Origin of the sequence: Pseudomonas sp. 18.1.10 (genome assembly GCF_024655625.1) — a bacterium.
Taxonomy (GTDB): domain Bacteria; phylum Pseudomonadota; class Gammaproteobacteria; order Pseudomonadales; family Pseudomonadaceae; genus Aquipseudomonas.
The window spans coordinates 1-19,028 of sequence record NZ_JANLGL010000116.1; the positions used below are offsets into that span (position 1 = coordinate 1).

Genomic DNA, 19,028 nt, shown 5'->3' on the forward strand with positions numbered 1-19,028 from the left:
CCCCAAAATCTTGGGAGCGCTTCGCACTCCAGCGGGAGCAAGCTCCCTCGCCACAGTGTTTATTCGGGTTTGCGATAGCTGTTGATAATCGCCGAGAAGTCCTTGCCCCCTTCCCCACGCTGGCTCATTGATTGGTACAACTGCTGCGCCACCGCGCCCAGAATCACAGGTTGCTTAGCCTGGCGTGCCGCCTCAGTCGCCAGCCCAAGATCCTTGAGCATCAGGTCAGCACCAAACCCACCGGTATAGCCGCGCGACGACGGCGCGGTTTCAATCACCCCCGGCCACGGGTTGTAGGTGTCGGAACTCCAGCAACGCCCGGTGGAGCTGTTGATGATCCCCGCCAGCACCTGGGTGTCGATCCCCAGTGCATCGCCCAAAGCCATGGCTTCGCTGACGCCGACCATGCTGATGCCCAGCAGCAGGTTGTTGCAGATCTTGGCGATCTGGCCGGTGCCGACGTCACCGCAGTGCACGATGTTGCGGCCCATTTGCGCCAGCACCGGTTGCAGGGTGGCGAACAGGTCCGGGTTGGCGCCGACCATGAAGGTCAGCGTACCGGCCTGGGCGCCGCCGGTGCCGCCGGAGACCGGGGCGTCGGCCACTGCAACGCCTTGTTTGGTCGCCGCAGCAGCCACGTCGCGGATGGTCTGCGGGTCGATGGTGCTGCAATCCACGGCCGGTACGCCTTGGCCGATGCCGGCCAATACGCCGTCTTCACCGAGCCAGACACTGCGCACATGGGCTGCGGCCGGCAACATGGTAATCACCAGCTCCGCGCCGCTTGCGGCATCACGCGGTGAATCGCTGATGCTGCCGCCCAGTTCGGCCAATTCCTTGAGCACTGTCTGGTTCAGGTCAAACAGGTTCAGCGCGTGGCCAGCCTTGATTAGGTTGCGGGCCATGGGCGCGCCCATGTTGCCCAGGCCGATAAATGCAATCTTCATGGTCGTCTCCCGTAATCAGCGCAGGTTGATGGTGGTGTTGACGCCATCGTTGACCGTGTCGTCATCGAACCAGCGGCTGGTGACGGTCTTGGTCTGGGTGTAGAACTGCACCACTTGCTTGCCGTAAGGACCGAGGTCGCCGAGCTTGGAACCACGGGAACCGGTGAAGCTGAAGAACGGCACCGGCACCGGGATCGGGATGTTGATGCCGACCTGGCCTACATCGATTTCACTCTGGAACTTACGCGCCGCTGCACCGCTCTGGGTGAACAGGCCGGTGCCGTTGCCAAACGGGTTGGCGTTGACCAGCGCGATGGCTTCATCGAGGGTCGCGACTTCGAGCACCACCAGCACCGGGCCGAAGATTTCCTGGGTATAGATCTGCATATCGGTGGTCACGCCCGAGAACAGGGTCGGGCCGACGAAGTTGCCTTGCTCAAAGCCCGGCACCTTGATGTCACGACCATCCAGCTCCAGCTTGGCGCCTTCTTTCACACCGCTTTCGATCAAGTCCAGGATGCGTGCCTTGGCGCGCTTGGAGATCACCGGGCCTACATCCGTGCCCGCTTCGCTGCCGGCATTGACCTTGAGTTTCTGCGCCAGCGCCTTGAGGTCCGGCAGCCATTGTTTGGCCGCACCCACCAGCACCACCACCGAGGTGGCCATGCAACGCTGGCCCGCCGCGCCGAAACCGGCACCGACCAGGGCGTTGAGGGTGTGTTCGCGGTTGGCATCGGGCAGCACCACGGCGTGGTTTTTCGCGCCCATCATCGACTGCACACGCTTGCCATGTTTGCCGGCCAGGTCATAGACGTGGGTGCCGACGGCGGTCGAACCGACGAAGGACACGGCCTTGATGTCTTTATGGGTGCACAGCGCATCCACCACATCCTTACCGCCGTGGACCACGTTGAGTACACCAGGCGGCACACCCGCTTCGAGCGCCAGCTCAACCAGCAGTACGGTGGACAGCGGGTCCTGTTCGGACGGTTTGAGCACGAAGGTGTTACCGCAGGCAATCGCCATCGGGAACATCCACAGCGGAATCATCGCCGGGAAGTTGAACGGGGTAATCCCCGCGCACACGCCGATGGGTTGGCGCAGGGTGTAGGTATCTACGCCACCGGCGACGTTTTCGGCGAATTCGCCCATCTGCAAGGTGCCGATGGAGCACGCGTGCTCGACCACTTCCAGGCCACGGAAAATATCGCCTTCGGCATCGGCAATGGTCTTGCCCTGCTCGGCGCTGAGGACGACGGCGATGCGTTTGGAATGTTCGCGAATCAAGGCTTGCAGCTTGAGCATGATGCGCATGCGCGCACCGATCGGCGTCAGCTTCCAGGTCTGGAAGGCGCGGTGGGCAGCGTCGATGGCGGCATTGACTTCATCGGCGGTGGCGAACGGGACTTTGGCCAGCACCTCTTGGGTGGCCGGGTTGACGATGTCGTGCCATTCGGTGGTCTTGGACTCGACCCATTCACCGTTAATCAGCAACTTGACCTGTTGTAAGGAAATATCGGCAGATGCGTTCATGGGGTCTCCAATTCTTATTGATATGCAGAGAACCAAGGCGTTGAACCGCCTTGAAGAATGAGGCGTTCGGACTGTTTTTGGAGTATAGATGTGCAAACTTCTAATAAGAACGCACATAAAAGCCGGTCCAATATGCAAAAAAACATCACGTCACTGGGCTCCCTGAACTGGGATGACCTGAAGTTTTTCCTCGAAGTGGCCCGCACCCGCAAGGCCAGCGTCGCCGCCAAGCGCCTGGCCGTGGACTACACCACGGTGTCCCGGCGCATCAGTTCGCTGGAAGTGTCACTCGGCACCCTGCTGTTCGAAAAATCCCGCACCAGCGGTTTCGTCCTCACCCCCGAAGGCCAGCGTTTGCTGGGTTACGCGGAGTCCATCGAAAGCACCCTGCACATGGCCTGCGAGCAAGTCTCCGGCTCCGGCGTGGCACTGTCCGGCCATGTGCGCATGGGCTGCACCGAAGGCTTCGGCAGCTTTTTCGTGACCCCGCAGTTGAGCCATTTTGTCGATACCTACCCGGCGATCTCGGTGGACATCCTGCCCCTGCCCCACTTCATCAGCCTGTCCAAGCGTGAAGCCGACATCGTCATCGCCCTGGAACGCCCGGAACACGGGCCCTACGTGTGCTGCAAACTGTGCGACTACAAATTGCAGCTGTACGCGACCCAGGACTACCTCGACCAACACCCGCCGATCCGCAAACCCGCGGATTTGGCCGAGCATCCGTTTATCAGCTATGTGGATGATTTGGCCTTCAGCTCAGAATTGTTGTACCTGGCGAATGTGGTGCCTGGCGCCAGCGCCAGCTTGCGCAGCACCAGTGTGATTGCACAGTACGTGGCGGCGCAGCAGGGGCGGTCGATGGCGATACTGCCGTGCTTTTTGGCCGCGCAGGACCCACGGTTGTTGCCGGTGCTGGGGGAGGAGATAACGATTACGCGGCAGTTCTGGATGTATTGCCGGGAGGATTTGCGCAAGTTGAAGCGGATTACGTTGTTGTGGGACTACATCAGGGAAGTGACAGAGCAGAATCAGGGGTTGTTGATGGGGGAGACACGGGAGATCAGGTTCGCGGATTAAAGGGCCATCAACGATGATTCGCTTTAATTTGCAGGACGTTTCCTAAAGAATCTCCGGCCTATTATGCCTTAGGGTTCGAGTCATTAGCCTCCGTACTTCGCTGACATCAGCGAACGGGTTTAGCGACCCGAACCCGGACACAGCCTCCAACGGCAAGCGCTTCATGCTCGTCGTTGTCGTGTTATGGCTGCTGTGCGTGGGAGACCTTCGGGTCTGCCGGATCCTGGGTCCGGTTCGCTAACCTGCGTACAGCTGCCACCCTTTCATGTTTAGCGACATGAGTGGGTGGCTCCCTAAACTCCCAGGTATAGATCATGACCAAAATCGTCCCCGACCCACCGCTTTCTTCCATCACCACCCTCGGCGTCGTCACCTTCGGCGACTACGGCGAAAACGAAAAACCCCTGTTCCGCGTCAACGCCGGCATGCCCATTGAGGAAGCGTTAGTGCACGCCTCCACCCTGCTTTTCTACTCCAAGAAACTCGCGATGGAGGCCGCCATGGATGTACGCGGCGAGCAATACGCGTGGGCCGCGCATTACCTGTGTGAAATGGGCAAAGCCGTGGTCGATGACCTGACGCAAGCGATGACACCGGGCCGTTAAGCGAACACCGTTCGAATGCGGGAGGAGCCCTGCTCCTCCCCACATTTAAACGGCGGTGGTCCCGGCTATTTGTGGATACCGAGCCCGAACTTCGCGCAGGAACTCACCCGCACGGGTCTTGAGCCATTCAATCAGACGCGCAATATCCGGCTCTGACTGCCGCCCATTTCGACAAATGATGTAGTAGGCCGCTGGGGACATCATCACGGGGCTTTTCAACGCAACCAATGCACCGTTTTCCAATTGGTCATACACCAACGCAGTCCTGCCCAGCGCAATCCCTGTGCCCTTTACCGCCAGACTGATCGCCAGGCTCGAATCCGGAAATCGAGGCCCATGGTGATAAGGCGGCGTCGGCAGGCCCTGAAACGCAAACCAGCTTTCCCACCCCGGACACACCTGATCGTCCACCCGATGAATCAGCGGGTAATGGGCGACATCCCCCGGCGCGATATCCCCCTTCAACCGTAGAAATTCCGGCGAGCAAACGGGGAACACCGCGTCACGCATCAGCAGTTCAACATGTTGATCCGGGTAATCGCCATACCCCATCACCACCGCGACATCGTATTGATGCGCTTCCAGACTGGTGCTGTTGATGTCGGCGCTGGTCAACACCAGATCAAGGTTGAACGAAGCCTCAGTGTGAGAGCCGTGCATCCTGGGGATCAGCCACGTCGAGCAGAGCGAGGACGTGCATGAGAGGTACAGCGGTCGGGATTTTGCGGGGTTAAGTGAATGCAAGACCCCATCCAGCGCCTTGAAAAATTCGTCGGTGACCGGCAACAAAGCCTGCCCTGCGGACGTCAGCTTGACGCCGCGTGAATGCCGCTCAAACAACTGCACGCCCCACCATTCCTCCAGGCCTGCAATTTGATGGCTGATGGCGCTGGCGGTGAGGTTAAGCTGCGACGCCGCACGCGCAAAGCTACCGGTTTGCGCAGCGCTGACGAACGCTTGAAGCATCGGAGTGGGAGGCGGACGCTGGGCCATCAGGTGCTCACTTTGATCAAGATGATCCCGCAAACAATGACGAATGCCGACAGCATCCGTCGCCAACCGAACCGCTCGTGAAAGAACAGCGCGGCAATAATGGCGCCGATAATAACACTGGTTTCCCGCAGCGCTGAGACCTTGGCCACCGCGTCCAGCGACAACGCAAACAACACCAATCCGTAAGACGCCAGGTAAAAAACACCGCCTAACAGACCAACTCGCCAATGCCCACGTATCGCACGTATCAAGGCCAAACGCTCCCTGGAAAACGCCAGCACCGGGATCGGAATGCTCTGGAATACCGTCAGGTAGATGATGTATTGCAACACCGTTTCACTGGCTCTCACGCCTTTAGCGTCCACCACCGTGTAAGCCGCGATAAACGCCCCGGCACACACCGCCATGAGGATCGGCTTGAACATTCGCGCCGTCATCCTGCGCACAAAGGTCAGGCTGATGATGCCCACACAAATCAACACCACACCCGCCAGCGCCTCGCGTGACAACTGCTCATGCAACAGAAAGTAGGAAAACAACGCGACCAGTACCGGCGGTATCCCACGCATCACCGGGTACACCTGCCCGAAATCTCCCGTTTCATAGGCTTTGATCAGAAATAGCCGATAGACCGTATTAAGTCCCACGGAGACGAGGATGTAGCCCCACACCTCCAGGCTCGGCACGCTGACAAACGGCAACGCCAACAGGCATATCACCAGCGCGGTGCCATCCACCATGGCCAAGGTCATTAAGCGACTGCTGCCGGCGCGGACGACAGCGTTCCAGGTGGCGTGCATGAAGGCAGAGATCAAGACCAGCGTGATCGCGATATCGGAGTTGTCCATGGGGCTCAGCTTGTGGCGGATAGTAGAGGATGTACGCTATGGGCATCGAGGTATCATTGTTTGCGCAACCACATCCGTAGCATGTAGCGATTTAGATCGCTCAAAGACTCAGCATCATCTATCGCACAACGTGGCGTATTCCTGTCAATGAAGTGGGTGCGAGTATGAAGAAACTTATTATCGGCCGAAATAAGTACCTGCCCTGGTTCCAGCAACACTCGCTGCTGAACGGATGACTGATCGAGAACAGTATCCAGAAAGTCCAGCGCTTGACATTGAGTCACCGTTAACGGCACTCCCGCCTTGATGTGGGCGGATTCAATGTAGACCCGAAAGTATCTGATCAGTGGAATGCCTTCATTGGAAAAGCTCAGAATGGGCGCCTTGAAAAGCTGCTCTTCATCTGACATACCGCGATTTTCAAAAAAGAAGTTGCATTTAAGCTCTTCCAATATTTCTGGAAACGCCATCAGCTCCGCGTATACCGCGCTTGCATCAATCAGGATGCTCTCGCCGCCCAAAAGCGCTTGCTGTCCGCAAGCCAGGATCAAGTAATCGATAGGTAGCGGATCGCTCACTCCATCGTTGTGTACGTACGCACCTTGACGGGTTTGATGGTATCTCGCCCCCTCCTCAATACTCTTACCGCCTCTGTCATAAACCTCAATCACCTTGTGACCCAGATGATTCTGCACCATGGGTACGCCGAGTAGCGAACCAAATGTCCATATCAGTGATTTAAAGGTTTCAAGTTTCTCGACCTTAAAACCATCAAGAATCAAGACATGGCATTCATGGTCGATCATGGTTCGGATTCTATCTAGCTCCTCACTCAAGACGGATGATTGTAGAGAATTGATGTAGGCAGTCTTGGTATCGAATCGAGCCTCCTGACTTTCAGATGCTAGCAACTCTCTTGCGCTCAAAAGCTCATCGAAGGCAAATTTTGAAAGTCTAACTTTGGAAACTGCTTGCCGGAAATCACTGACGTTTATGTTCATCGCAATCCTTTACGGTGGTTAGTTGGAGCGTTCATTTAACTAAGCCCACCATTTGCAAAAAAGCGAAACCTCATCAGCCTAGCCATCAAAATTCGTCATGGCCGCGCTTTCCTACGGAGAAGTTACTTAGCAAACGCTGTTTCAGGCACACCACAAAACCAACTGTGGGAGCTGGCTTGCCAGCGATGGCAGTGTGTCAGTCAGTACATCCGGTACTGAGACACCGCTATCGCCGGCAAGCCAGCTCCCACAGTTGATTGGGTTTCACATTGAGATTGGCGGGACGGGTTCAGTCCGCAATCACCACAATCGACACCCGCCGATTCTCCGTGCGCCCCGCCACCGTGGTGTTCGGCGCCACCGGTTCGCTGCTGCCCAGGCCACGCAGCTGGATGTTTTCTTCCTTCATTCCCACGCCCGTCAGCACCTTGGCCACGCTCTTGGCGCGGCGCAGGGACAGTTGCTGGTTGTAGGCTTCTTTGCCCGAGGCATCGGTGTGGCCGTCCACGCGCACGCGTTCGATGCCGACACCCAGCAGGGCCTTGCCGATGCGTTCGACGATATCGGTGCTGGGTTTGTTCAGCGCTTCGACGTCGCTGCCAAACAGCACTTTGCCCGACAAGCCAAACGCCCAGCCTTCGTCGGTGAGTTCAAAACCCTGTTGCTTGAGCACAGCGACTTGCGCCGGGGTCAGGCCTTTGGGTGGGGCGGTCTGGCAGCCGCCGAGGGCGAGCAGTGCCACCAGCAGGGTGATAAACATGAAACGTGCGGTCGAAAACAAGGGGTCAACTCCTGTGTTGAACATTGACGACGGGGCTCTCCGGCTCCGCCGTTTGCTGGCCGCCGAGCGACAGGCGCTTGGCCTGGTACATCGCTGCGTCGGCGGCATTGAGCAAGGTGCCAGGGGTGGCGCCATGATCGGGGTAGATGGCGATGCCGATACTGAGGGAGGTCAACACCTGGGTATTGCCCGGCACCGGGATTGGCAAGTCCATGCTGGCGATGATTTTGTCGGCGATGCGCTGGGCATCTTCAAGCTTGTGCAGCGGCGCCAGCAGGATGGCGAACTCATCGCCACCCAGGCGCGCCACCAGGTCGTCTTCACGCAACTGCGCACGCACGCGCTCGGCCACGGCGACCAGGACGGCATCGCCGGCGGCGTGGCCGAAGTTGTCGTTGATGTCCTTGAAGCGATCGCTGTCGAGGAACAACACGGCGACCCGCTCGTTGAGTTTGGCGGCGCTGCGCAGGGCACGGATCAAGCGGCCTTCGAAAAAGGCACGGTTGGGCAGGCCGGTGAGGCTGTCGTGGTTGGCCTGGTGCGCGAGGGTTTCGTTTTCGCTTTGCAGGTGGCTTTGCCAGGCTTCCATCTCGCCGAGCAAGGCGTTGAAGTCGCTGCCCAGGCTGTCGAGTTCGGCGATCTGCGCCGGTGGCACGCGCCGGTCGAAATCCCGCTCGCTACGGGCAGCGTGGGCCACGGCGGCGAGGCTTTGCAGCGGGCCGGTGATGCCACGCAGCAGGCGCTGCGCCAGGTGCAGGGCGACCCAGGCGCTGAGGGCGGTGCAAATCAGGATGCCGGCCAGGCCGCTGAGCAAGAAGCGCAGCAGGCTGGCGCCGTGACCGGTGAGGTGAATGCTGCCCACGGTGCGCCCTTGATGCAGGATCGGCTGGCTGATGGGCTGTTCGAGCAGGGTATGCGCCAGTTCCAGTTCAACCCGCGAGAGCATGCCGGTGTCCGGGCGTACCCATTGCGCCAGCAGCTTGCCGTTGGCGTCGAAGACTTCGGCTCGGGCCACTTCTTCGGTGGAGGCGATCAGGCTCAGGGCTTCGGTGGCGGCGGCGCTGTCGTTGAACACCACCGCCGCTTCCACGGTGTAGTTGATGGAGCGCGCGATCAGGTGCAGGTTGTGCTCGGCGTAGACCCGCAGCGCCAGCACGCCGAGCAGGGTCAGGGAGACGCTGGCCAGGCTCACCGCCACCAGCGCCAGGATCATGTGCCCACGCCCGATGACCGAGCGCAGGGTCGGGCGCACGTTTACCGCGCTCATGGCTCGGGCGCCCGGCGACGGGACAGTTGCAGCACGCTGGGGTGAATACGTACGCCGCTGCGCGCCACGGAGTCGAGATTGACCTCGAACGACACTTGCTCATCCCCCACCCGCAGGCAGAACAGGCTGCCCACCGTGCATTGATCGCCGCCTTCACTGATGCTGAGCACCGGATGACCGATCAGCGAGGCAAACAGTTTGCTGCGCTCATCGCCGCTGAGCTTGCCGATATACACGGCGTTGCAGGCATTGACGATATCCGGGTGATCCGCCAGCAGCCGCTGCACCACCACCGGTCGCCCCGTGGCTTGGGTGGTGCCTTTGATAAGGTCGTCGGTGTATTGGGTCGGCCCGACGATACACAAGCGCAATTGCGCCGGTTCCACCGGCCAACGGGCATAGCTGAGGATGCCGAGGACCACTTGGGTGACCGCCTGGGCACGGTGATCTGCCGGGCTCGGTGCCTGGGCAAATACGCGGGGCGCGAGCAGGCCAAGAACCGCCACCAGTAACATGCGTCTCCAGCTCAAACTACGCTCTGCGGACGAGCCAGCCACCTTCATGCAGCGATTCTCTCAGGTCTTTTCAGGATGATGCCGCAACGATAGCACAGCGACGGAAACCCCCGCGATATGGCGCCAAAAATGACCTATCAGTCAGATTTTTCCGCGTCATGTTCCAACTCCAGCATCAACCCGCTCAAGCGCTTCACCTTGCGCGCCACGGCCTCTTCAAACACCCCGCCACGGGGCTCGATCAGGCTGAACCAACGCTTGGCCCGGGTGATGCCGGTGTAAATCAGTTCTTTGGTCAGCACCGGGTTAAGCGCGTCCGGCAGGATCAACGCGGTGTGGGTAAATTCCGAGCCCTGCGATTTGTGCACAGTCATGGCGTACACGGTTTCCACATCATTCAGACGGCTAGGCAGCACAAAGCGCACACCGCCCTGGCCATCGTTACGTGGGAAAGCCACCCGCAACACGTGGGGCCCGCCGTCGCTTTCCGGCAATTTGAGGGCGATGCCGATATCGCCGTTCATCAAGCCCAAGCCGTAATCGTTGCGGGTCATCAGCACCGGGCGGCCTTCGTACCATTGCTCGTCACCGTCGATCAGCCGCACTTTGCGCAAGGCGGCGGTGATGCGCAGGTTCAGCCCTTCCACGCCCCACGGGCCTTTGCGCACGGCGCAGAGCAGTTGGAATGCGTCGAAGGCTTGCAGCAGCTGTTGGGCCCAGTGGGTCCAGGCGGCGTCTTCGCGCGGGGTGTCGAGGGCCGGGCGTGCGCTGCGCAGCAGGTCGAGGTAGTAGCGATAACCCTGGGCACCGTCGCTGCCCTGCCCGTCCAGCACCAGGCGTTCCAGGGCGTGATCGTGTTCGCCCTTGAGCCTGACGCAGGCCAGGTCATCGTGGCTGCGGGCATTCAAGAGTTGGCGGGCTTCGTCGGCGTGTTGTTGGTTGACCAGGCGCGCCAATTGGCCGATGCCGCTGCCTTCGCCAAACCGCCGGGAATAGCGCAGCATCACCACTTGCTGGGCCAGCGGGTGGCTGCCATCGAGGTCTTCTTGCAAGCCACTGGCGCCGAGGTCTTCGCCGCTGACCGCTTGCAGCCATTGCCGGGTCTCGGCGCTATACCAGCCGTCTTCGGCGTCGCGGCACAGGTCGCCGAGTACGGCGCCGGCCTCGACCGAGGCGAGTTGGTCCTTGTCGCCCAGCAGCACCAAACGCGCGTGCGGTGGCAAGGCGTCCAGCAGGTTGGCCATCATTTCCAGGTCGATCATCGAGGCTTCGTCCACCACCAGCACATCCAGGGGTAATGGGTTGCCCAAGTGATGACGGAAGTGCCGCGTGCCTGGACGGCTGCCCAGCAGACGGTGAACGGTGGTGACCTGGGTCGGGATTTTTTCGCGCACGGTGTCGGGCACGGTCAGCGACTGCACTTGCTGGCTGATGGACTCGGTGAGACGCGCGGCGGCTTTGCCGGTCGGTGCGGCGAGGCGAATGCGCAGCGGGCTGCCGGCTTCTACCGCTGGTGCCTGCAACAAAGCCAGCAGGCGCACCACGGTGGTGGTCTTGCCCGTGCCCGGGCCGCCCGTGACGATGCTGAACGCACCGCGAGTGGCCAGGGCGCAGGCGAGCTTTTGCCAGTCGATCACGCCATCGGGTGGCGGCTGGTCGAACAGGCCGTTGAGGCGCTGGGGCAAGTCGGCGGCGACGCTTTCCTGGGTAGCGAGGCGCCGGCGCAAGGCACTGTCGATGCGCCGCTCGTAGGTCCAGTAGCGGCGCAGGTACAGGCGCGTGCCGCACAACACCAACGGACGGCTGTGGGCCGACTCGCTGCCATCGCCGCCCGGCGCGACCAGGCGACTGGTGGCCAGGGCCGCGCACCAGTGGGCGCCGTCGAGGCCGTTGAGCAACTGCGACGGCAGCAACATCGCCCCCGTTTGCAGATCGCCTTCGGGCGGCAAGGACAGGGCGAAGTCCGGCGCCTTGAGGGTTTCGACCAGGTCCAGGCACACGTGACCGTGGCCCAGCTGGTGGCTGGTCAATGCGGCGGCCAGCAGCACCACGGGGTCGGCCTGGGGGTCGAGTTCGTGGAGGAAGCCGACGAAGGCCTTGTCCAGGGCACGCAGCCAGCCGCGGTCAACCCAGCGCTCAAGCAGTTGCACGAGGTCGGCGGCACGGCTGAGGGGTTCCAGCGCCTCAAGCGGCAGGGGCGACAGGCTCATAACAGGACTCCTTGTTCCCAGGCGGGCTCAACCTTGGGCGGGATGGGCTTGCCCTGGAACAGCAGGTCCAGGCTTTCGATCAGTTCACGCGGCGGGCGGGTGAAGTAGGCGCCCCGGCTGGCGGATTGAACGCCGCGCAGGAACACATACAGCGCGCCGCCGACGTGGCGGTCGTAGTCATAATCCGGCAGGCGCGCCTTGAGCTGGCGGTGCAGGGCCAGCAGGTAAAGGACGTATTGCAGGTCGTACCGATGGTCGAGGATCGACTGCTCCATGGCTTCCAGTGTGTAAGCCGAATCATCGGGGCCGAGCCAGTTGGATTTGTAGTCGGCCACGTAATAGCGACCGTCGTGTTCAAACGTCAGATCGATAAAGCCTTTGAACATGCCGTTGAGCAGCACCGGTTCGGCGGCGACCCGGGAGACACCGTTGTGGGTGTGCTGGCAGACCAGTTTGTCGAGGGCGAGTACGTCGACCTTGTGGCTGGCAAACCAGAACTCCATTTCGATCTGGTACTGCTGCAGGCTGCTGAGGGTGACCTGGTCGTTGTCCACCGGCAGCGGCGTGTGCAGCAACTGGCCGAGCCAACCGCTGAGGGTGGTGATCCAGCCTTCCCAATTGCGGCGGTTGCAGCGCGCGCCGACGGCTTGTTCGATGGCCTGCGGCGTGACGTTGAAGCCGTCTTCGCCGGCCCACTCCAGCAGGCCGTGGAGGAAGGTCCCCGGGTTCGGGCCGCGTGGGAAACGGTGAATATCACCGCCAGACGCCGCCACTTCGCGCGGTGCGTCGGGATCGAGACGCTCGTCATCAAACAGCTTTTGCGCTTGTGGGCTTTCCGGCGCTTCTGGCGTGGCCACGCTCATGCTGTCGCCAATGCGCAGGGCGCTGTAGGAGGCGATCCACCAGTTCTCCGCTGCCTTGCGTTTGGGCAGCAGCGGCGCGAGCAGCGTGGCTTCGTTGCGCGGCGGGTGGAAGAGGATGTCTTGCGCCTCGGGCACTTGCCCGTACTGCATGGCGGGGCAGCCTTCCTGCAGGTCCAGCAACCAGCGCGCCAGGGCGGCGGACTCGCCCAACGAAGCGCCGGCGCCGAGCAGGTAGCCCAGTGCAGACAAATGCAGCACGGAACTGCTGCTATTGCCGCGCTTGAGGTCGGCAACGCCCAGCCAGCAGGCGTGCTTGGCGCGGGTCAGGGCAACGTAGAACAGGCGCAGGTCTTCGGCCAGGCGCTCGTCGTCGGCCTGGGCGATCAGCTCGGCGGTGGGGCGCAGGCTGACTTGGGGTTTACCCTGTTCATCGTGAAAGTGCAGCGGCAAACGGCTGCCGTCCACGGGTTTGGCCGAGCAGATGAACGGCAGGAAGACCAAGTCGTATTCCAGGCCCTTGGACTTGTGGATCGTCACGACCTTGACCAGTTGCTCGTCGCTTTCCAGGCGCAGGATCTGCTCTTCACCGGCCTGCCCCGACAGCGCCAGGTGTTCGGCCAGGTGACGGATCAGCGCTTGCTCGCCATCGAGTTCCGAGGCGGCCTGTTGCAGCAACTCGCTGAGGTGCAACAGGTTGGTCAACACGCGTTCACCATCGCTGCGGGCGATCAGGGTTTGCGGCAGTTTGAAGTCGTGGAGCAGGCGGCGCAGCATCGGCAGCACGCCTTGGCTGCGCCAGATCGCGCGGTAGCCACGGAACTGCATCACGCGGGTTTCCCACGCCAGTTCGTCCTGGTTCAGACGCTCAAGTTCCGGCAGTGACAGGTTCAGGGTCACGCAGGCCAAGGCGGCGCGCAGTGGGCGTTCGACGTCCGGCTCGGCACAGGCCTTGAGCCAGGCCAGCAGGTCGTGGGCTTCCTGGGCGGCGAACACCGAGTCTTTGTCCGATAGGTACACGCTGCGCACGCCACGGGCAGCCAGCTCGGCGCGCACGGCTTGGGCTTCCTTGCCGTCGCGCACGAGGATGGCGATGTCTGACGGTAGCACGCCGTTGAAGCTGTCATCCGCTTGCAGGAAACCCGCCGTGCCCTGCTGCCCGCCGTTGAGCAATTCGACAATTTGCGTGGCACAGGCGGCGGCCAGTTGTTGGCGGTACACCACGTTGGAAATCGGCTGGTCGGTGGGCAGGTGCCACAGGTTCATCGCCGGCAGTGTTTGGCCGTCGACTTGCAATTGCTCTTTGCGGCCCTGGGACAATACCGGCTGGAACGGCACCGGATTTTCACCGTCCGGCTTGCGGAACAGGAACGCGCCACGCCCGGTTTCGGCACGCTGGAACACATGGTTGACCGCCTCGACCATCGCATGACTGGAGCGGAAGTTGGTGCCCAGGGTGTGATGGCGCCCGGTGGTGGCCTCGCGTGCGCGCAGGTAGGTGTAGATGTCGGCGCCACGGAAGGCGTAGATCGCCTGCTTCGGGTCACCGATCAGGAACAGGCCGCTGTCGGGGTGGTTTTCTTCGATGCGGTAGATGCTGTCGAAGATGCTGTACTGCACCGGGTCGGTGTCTTGGAATTCGTCGATCAGCGCCACTGGGAACTGCTCGCGGATCACACTCGCCAAACGCTCGCCGCCTTCGGCCTGCAAGGCGCTGTTGAGGCGGGTGAGCATGTCGTCGAAACCCATTTCGGCGCGGCGACGTTTCTCTTCTTCGAAACGTTTGCCGACCCAACCGGCGGCGTGTTGCAGCACGGCGGCGTCGGGGGTTGGCAGGGCGTCGAGGGCGGCCTTGAGGCTGGCCATCGCGTCGATACCGGGATGATGCGGCGGGTCGCCCTTCCAGGCTTCGGCCATGCCATCGGGGGTCAAGCGGGTGAAGCCGGTGCCGATGTCGAGTTGTTCGAGGGATTCGTCAGCGGCCCAGGCACTGATCTTTTCGAACCAGGGCTCGAAGTAACGCGCCTGCATCTTACGGCCGTCGACGGCTTTGGCGGCGACGGCTTGTAGGCAGATGTCACGTAGCTCGATGGCCCATTGTTGCCAGGGCGCCTTGAGTTCCTTCAGAACTTCGCGGCGCTCTTGCAGGCAGGCGTTTATCAGCTCGGCAGGGTCGCGGGTTTCACCGCTGGGGCGTTCGCTGCCGAACAGCGCGCGCACCCGTGGCATCAACGCGGCGGGGCCGCCCCAATTGTTGCGCACCCAGTTGAGCGCATCGTCGTGCATCGGGTAGCAGAACAGCCGCCAGTAATCGCGCAGGACTTCACCAAGCAGGTCGCTGTGGTCGGTTTCCAGGGTCTGGGTAAACAGGCTACCGCTGTCGAACGCGTGCTCGCGCAGCATGCGCTGGCACCAACTGTGGATGGTCGAGACGGCGGCTTCGTCCATCCACTGCGCGGCGATGTCCAGGCGGTTGGCGCAGGCGGGCCATTGCTCCGGTGCGTACTGGTCGCGCAGGTCGGTGATCAGCGGGTCGAGCTGGTCGATTTCACTGCGGAAGAAACGCGCCGCTTCGGCGAGCCGGATGCGGATGCGCTCACGCAGTTCCTTGGTCGCGGCGTCGGTAAAGGTCACCACGAGGATTTGTGGCGGTAGCAGTTCGCGGCCAAAGCCGGATTCATCGCCACCGTTACCCAGTACCAGGCGCAGGTAGAGGGCCGAAATGGTGAAGGTTTTGCCCGTGCCGGCGCTGGCTTCGATCAGCTGGCTGCCTTTTAGCGGGAAGGCCAGGGCCAAGGGTTTGCTGCTCATGCGCTGGCCTCCGCGCTGGTGAGTGATCGCCACGGGGCGTTGATGAGCGGGCGATACAGGGTTTCGCACCAGCCGTCGAATTCTTCGCTGGCGATGAGCGCGGCGTAGTCGGGGAATTGGCGGGTGAGCGCCGGGGTTTCGCGGCGCTCGCCGTCGGTGTTCACGCCGTCGCCTTCGTAGGCTTTTTGGGCGGTGGCCTCTGCCTTCGCCGGGTCCGATTGAGCGAGCCAGGCGAAGGCGGTTTTGACCGCGACCGGCAGCGGCTTTTTCATTCCAGCGTGCCAGGCCAGCAGCAGGTTGCCGAGGATTTCCCGGGCTGTGGTTTTTTCCAGTGGCGCCAGTAGCAGGGTGTCATCGCTGGCGACCAAACCGGTGCTCAACGAAAGGCCACAGGCACACGCGACCACGTGATTGACCCAGGGCCGGATCAGACGATGCCACTTGCGGGTCTTGATCGAGCCGATGCTGTTGGGGATGGTGGTCACGCTTAGCAGACCGCCATCACTGCGCCGGTGCAGGCCGCTGATCCAGCCTTCCAGTTGAATACCCTGATGCTCAAAACTGACCGGTTCGGCGCCGGTGTGTGGCGTCGGCCAGAGGGCCAGTAACTGTTGGTAGCGTTGCAGCAGGTCAGGCAAGGGTTCGATCAATTCGTTGCGCAGGCATTCGCCGAAACCGACCATCGGCAGCAGGCCGCTGCCTTGTAGGCGCAAGGCCTGGGCGTTGAGAGCCTGGTCGAGATGTTCGGGTTGGGCCAGCGCGGCGTTCAACAGGCTGTCGCTGAGGCTGTAGCGTTGCAGCGCATCAAGGACGAAGGGTTCTTCATCGGCCAGGGGCACTTCGGCGGCTTCAAAGAACACTTTCAGACGCTGGCTGAAGAAGTGTTTGACCGGGTTGCGTAGGAAATCTTGGAGCTGGCCGAGGCTCAGGGGCTCTTCCTGTTGGTGCTCTGGCAACTCGTCTGCGTTCGGTTCGCCAGTGGATGCTTGGTGCAACAACTGCCATTCGCGGGCGTAGCTGAACAGCGGGTCGCCCTCATGGAAGTAGCGGGCGCTGAAGGGCTGCAGTGGATGCTCTTGGGTCATCGCTTCAAGCAGCGGTTCGGCGCTGTGGGCGTGGTGCCAGCCGCTGGCGAGATGATCGCGCAATTGACCGATCAGGACCGAGGCCGGGCGCTCGCTGTTGTCACGGATGCTGCGGCCGACCCAGCTGATATAGAGCTGGTCGCGGGCTGAGAGCAAGGCTTCTAGCAGCAGGTAGCGGTCGTCTTCACGGCGTGAGCGGTCGCCGGGGCGGTAGTCGCTGCCCATCAGGTCGAAGTCCAGCGGTGGCTGGGCGCGTGGGTAGTCGCCGTCGTTCATGCCGAGCAGGCAAACGAGCTTGAACGGGATCGCGCGCATGGGCATCAGGGTGCAAAAATTGACAGCTCCGGCGAGGAAGCGTTGGGACAGACGGCCTTGGTCCAGACCGGCGAGCCAGGCTTCGCGGACGACGGTGAGCGGTAATTCGTCTTGCAGGCCGACGGACTCGCAGGTTTCCAGCCAGGTTTCGCGCAGTTGTTCGAGTTGGCCGAGCAGGTAGTCGTCGTGCTCACTGCTGGGCAGGAAGAACAGTTGCATCAGGCGTTGCAGGCGCTCGCCCCACGCTTGGGGAGCGGCCGGCTGGGACAGGGTCTGGTGGGCATCATGCAGTGCATCGAGCAACGCAACCAACGGGCCGATCAGCGCGGCGTCGAGGCCGCCGATTTCGTCATAGGGTTCGATGCCGTCGCAGGCTGCGCCGGTGCCTACGGCGTAACCGAGCAACATCCTGCGCAAGCCGAATCGCCAGCTGTTCTGTTCCAGCTCTTGTGGCAGCCCAAGCCCCGCGCGTTGTTCTGCGTTAAGTCCCCAGCGAATACCGGCGCCTTCGATCCAGCGGTGCAACGTGGGCAGGTCGCGCTCTTTTATGGTGAACCGTTCGCGCAAGGCCGGGACGTCGAGCAGGTCGAGGATTTCACTGACCGGGAAGCGGCTGTCGGGGAGTTTGAGCAGGTGTTCGACGGCAATCAGCAAGGGGTCGCGGCCGCGTTGGCCTTGGTCGGTCAGGGTGAAGGGGATGAAGCGCGGGTCGTTGCGTTCAAGCTGGCCGAACACGGCGCGGATGTGCGGTGCGTAGCTGTCGACGTCGGGGACCATGACGATGATGTCGCGGGGGCGCAGCGTGGGGTCGGCGCTGAAGCGTTGGAGCAGTTGGTCGTGGAGGATCTCTACTTCGCGCTGGGCGCTGTGGGCGATGTGGAAGCGGATGGAAGTATCGCGCTCAAGATCGACAGCGGGCCAGTGTTCGCGGGTTTCATTCAGTGGACGCAGTTCGAGGATGTCGTCCTGGAGTTGGTTGAGCAGCGTGGTGGGTTCGCTGTCGCTGAACAGGTCGATGCGACCATCGCGGAACGCGGCGCGGTAGCTGTTGGGATCGTCGTAGCTGTCCAGCAGGCTGATGTAGTCACGGCCTTGTTTGCCCCAGGCGGCCAGTAGCGGGTGGGCGTGCTGGTGCAGGGTTTGTGGGTCGATGGTGACCGGCATGCCGGTCTTGCGCGCCTGGCGTTTGTATTCGTTACGCAGCAGGTCTTTGTCGGCGACGATGTCGGACCAGTGGTGACGGCAAGGGTTGTGTACGCAGAGCAGGACTTGGCTGAAACGAGCCAGGCCGGCAAGGGCTTCCAGCGCTTGGGCGGGCAGCGATGAAATGCCGAAGACAATCACGCGGGAAGGTAGGCCGGGAGGGGCTTTTTCCAGGGTATTGATGCGTTCGATGAAGCGCTGATGCACGCCGGCGCGGCTTTCAGCCATGCCTTCCTCACCCACATCCAGCAACAGCGCACGCCATAACTCGGCTTGCCAGCAGTTGGCCGGGTCTAGGGGCTTTGACTCGCCTCGACCATTACGCAATTGGTGGCTGCCGGCGGCCCAATCTTCCAGCCAATCGGCGCGGTAGACCTGGTATTGGTCGAACAGGTCAGCCAGGCGTTCGGCGAGTTGGTAGCGCTTGCGCAGGTCGGTGTCATGGGTAAGGAAGCGATGCAGCGGCTCGAAGTGAGGTTGATCGATGAGTTCCGGGAGCAGGCGCATCAGGCGCCAGGTCAGGGGGGCTTTGTCGAGCAGGGACTTGAGCGGGATTTCGTCACGGCCAAGGACCATGCGGTAGAGCTGCCACATGAAGCTGCCGGGCAGTTGCACATCGATTGCGGCGGCGATGCCACAGCCGCCCATGTCGTCATCTTCCGGGTCTTCGGCCAGGGCCAGTTTAAGCCATTGGGCGATGCCGTTGCTTTGTACCAGGGCGATCTCGTTTTCGAGGGGGGCCAGGGGATAGCGGCGCATCCAACTGACGACCAGGCTGCGCAGTTCGTCCAGGCGGTTGCCATGAACCACCATGAATCCAGCGCTGAGGGACGTCGCATCCGGCATAACGGCTTCCTTGGAAAACAAAATCGAGGCGTGGACTTTAGCATTGAAGGTCACCGTAATGGCCCTTCACGTACTTTTCTCGCGCCCAAAACAAAACCCCATCTGCTTTCGCAAATGGGGTTTCGGAA

At 61.7% G+C, this 19,028-nt stretch carries 13 protein-coding genes; 2 read left to right on the forward strand and 11 right to left on the reverse strand.

The annotated features are described in order from the left end of the window. Positions 1–59: 59 nt before the first annotated feature. Both mmsB and NUV89_RS18835 read right to left on the reverse strand, forming a co-directional pair. On the reverse strand, positions 60–947 hold the full coding sequence (gene mmsB, locus NUV89_RS18830; RefSeq protein WP_257782486.1) for a 3-hydroxyisobutyrate dehydrogenase: 888 nt from the start codon (positions 945–947) through the stop codon (positions 60–62). A 15-nt stretch (positions 948–962) separates the two neighbouring features. After that, positions 963–2,480, reverse strand: coding sequence for a CoA-acylating methylmalonate-semialdehyde dehydrogenase (locus NUV89_RS18835; protein ID WP_257782487.1), 1,518 nt, complete (start codon positions 2,478–2,480; stop codon positions 963–965). A gap of 132 nt (positions 2,481–2,612) precedes the next feature. Here NUV89_RS18835 and NUV89_RS18840 point away from each other — a divergent pair, with 132 nt between their 5' ends. Next, entirely contained in the window at positions 2,613–3,560 is a 948-nt protein-coding gene (locus NUV89_RS18840; RefSeq protein ID WP_257782488.1) for a LysR family transcriptional regulator, read from the forward strand. Between the two features lie 314 nt (positions 3,561–3,874). Next, positions 3,875–4,165 carry a DUF3077 domain-containing protein gene (locus NUV89_RS18845; RefSeq protein ID WP_257782489.1) on the forward strand — a complete coding sequence of 97 codons (291 nt, stop codon included), beginning with the start codon at positions 3,875–3,877 and terminating at the stop codon, positions 4,163–4,165. A gap of 45 nt (positions 4,166–4,210) precedes the next feature. On the opposite strand, the gene NUV89_RS18850 is transcribed toward NUV89_RS18845, so the two are convergent. The 9 genes from NUV89_RS18850 to recC all read right to left on the reverse strand — a co-directional run bounded on the left by NUV89_RS18850 (position 4,211) and on the right by recC (position 18,900). Next, positions 4,211–5,158, reverse strand: a complete 948-nt coding sequence (locus NUV89_RS18850; RefSeq protein ID WP_257782490.1) for a LysR substrate-binding domain-containing protein — start codon at positions 5,156–5,158, stop codon at positions 4,211–4,213. Continuing rightward, the gene (locus NUV89_RS18855) at positions 5,158–6,006 is read right to left on the reverse strand and encodes an EamA family transporter (RefSeq protein ID WP_257782491.1); all 849 of its coding nucleotides are present in this window, start codon (positions 6,004–6,006) and stop codon (positions 5,158–5,160) included. Before NUV89_RS18855 ends, NUV89_RS18850 begins: the two co-directional genes overlap by 1 nt. A gap of 53 nt (positions 6,007–6,059) precedes the next feature. Then, positions 6,060–7,007: a TauD/TfdA family dioxygenase gene (locus NUV89_RS18860; RefSeq protein ID WP_257782492.1), complete on the reverse strand. Its 948-nt coding sequence runs from the start codon at positions 7,005–7,007 to the stop codon at positions 6,060–6,062. A 289-nt stretch (positions 7,008–7,296) separates the two neighbouring features. Continuing rightward, a complete protein-coding gene (locus tag NUV89_RS18865; RefSeq protein WP_257782493.1) occupies positions 7,297–7,788 on the reverse strand; it encodes an OmpA family protein in 492 nt (163 codons plus the stop codon). A 4-nt stretch (positions 7,789–7,792) separates the two neighbouring features. Then, positions 7,793–9,055: a diguanylate cyclase domain-containing protein gene (locus tag NUV89_RS18870; protein ID WP_257782494.1), complete on the reverse strand. Its 1,263-nt coding sequence runs from the start codon at positions 9,053–9,055 to the stop codon at positions 7,793–7,795. Further along, positions 9,052–9,618 carry a YfiR family protein gene (locus NUV89_RS18875; RefSeq protein ID WP_257782495.1) on the reverse strand — a complete coding sequence of 189 codons (567 nt, stop codon included), beginning with the start codon at positions 9,616–9,618 and terminating at the stop codon, positions 9,052–9,054. Before NUV89_RS18875 ends, NUV89_RS18870 begins: the two co-directional genes overlap by 4 nt. A gap of 89 nt (positions 9,619–9,707) precedes the next feature. Continuing rightward, positions 9,708–11,780 (reverse strand): exodeoxyribonuclease V subunit alpha, encoded by a 2,073-nt coding sequence (gene recD, locus NUV89_RS18880; RefSeq protein WP_257782496.1) that lies wholly within the window; start codon positions 11,778–11,780, stop codon positions 9,708–9,710. Further along, positions 11,777–15,451: an exodeoxyribonuclease V subunit beta gene (recB, locus tag NUV89_RS18885; protein WP_257782497.1), complete on the reverse strand. Its 3,675-nt coding sequence runs from the start codon at positions 15,449–15,451 to the stop codon at positions 11,777–11,779. Before recB ends, recD begins: the two co-directional genes overlap by 4 nt. Beyond that, positions 15,448–18,900 carry an exodeoxyribonuclease V subunit gamma gene (gene recC / locus NUV89_RS18890; protein WP_257782498.1) on the reverse strand — a complete coding sequence of 1,151 codons (3,453 nt, stop codon included), beginning with the start codon at positions 18,898–18,900 and terminating at the stop codon, positions 15,448–15,450. The genes recB and recC overlap by 4 nt, the downstream gene beginning before the upstream one ends. Positions 18,901–19,028 lie beyond the last annotated feature (128 nt).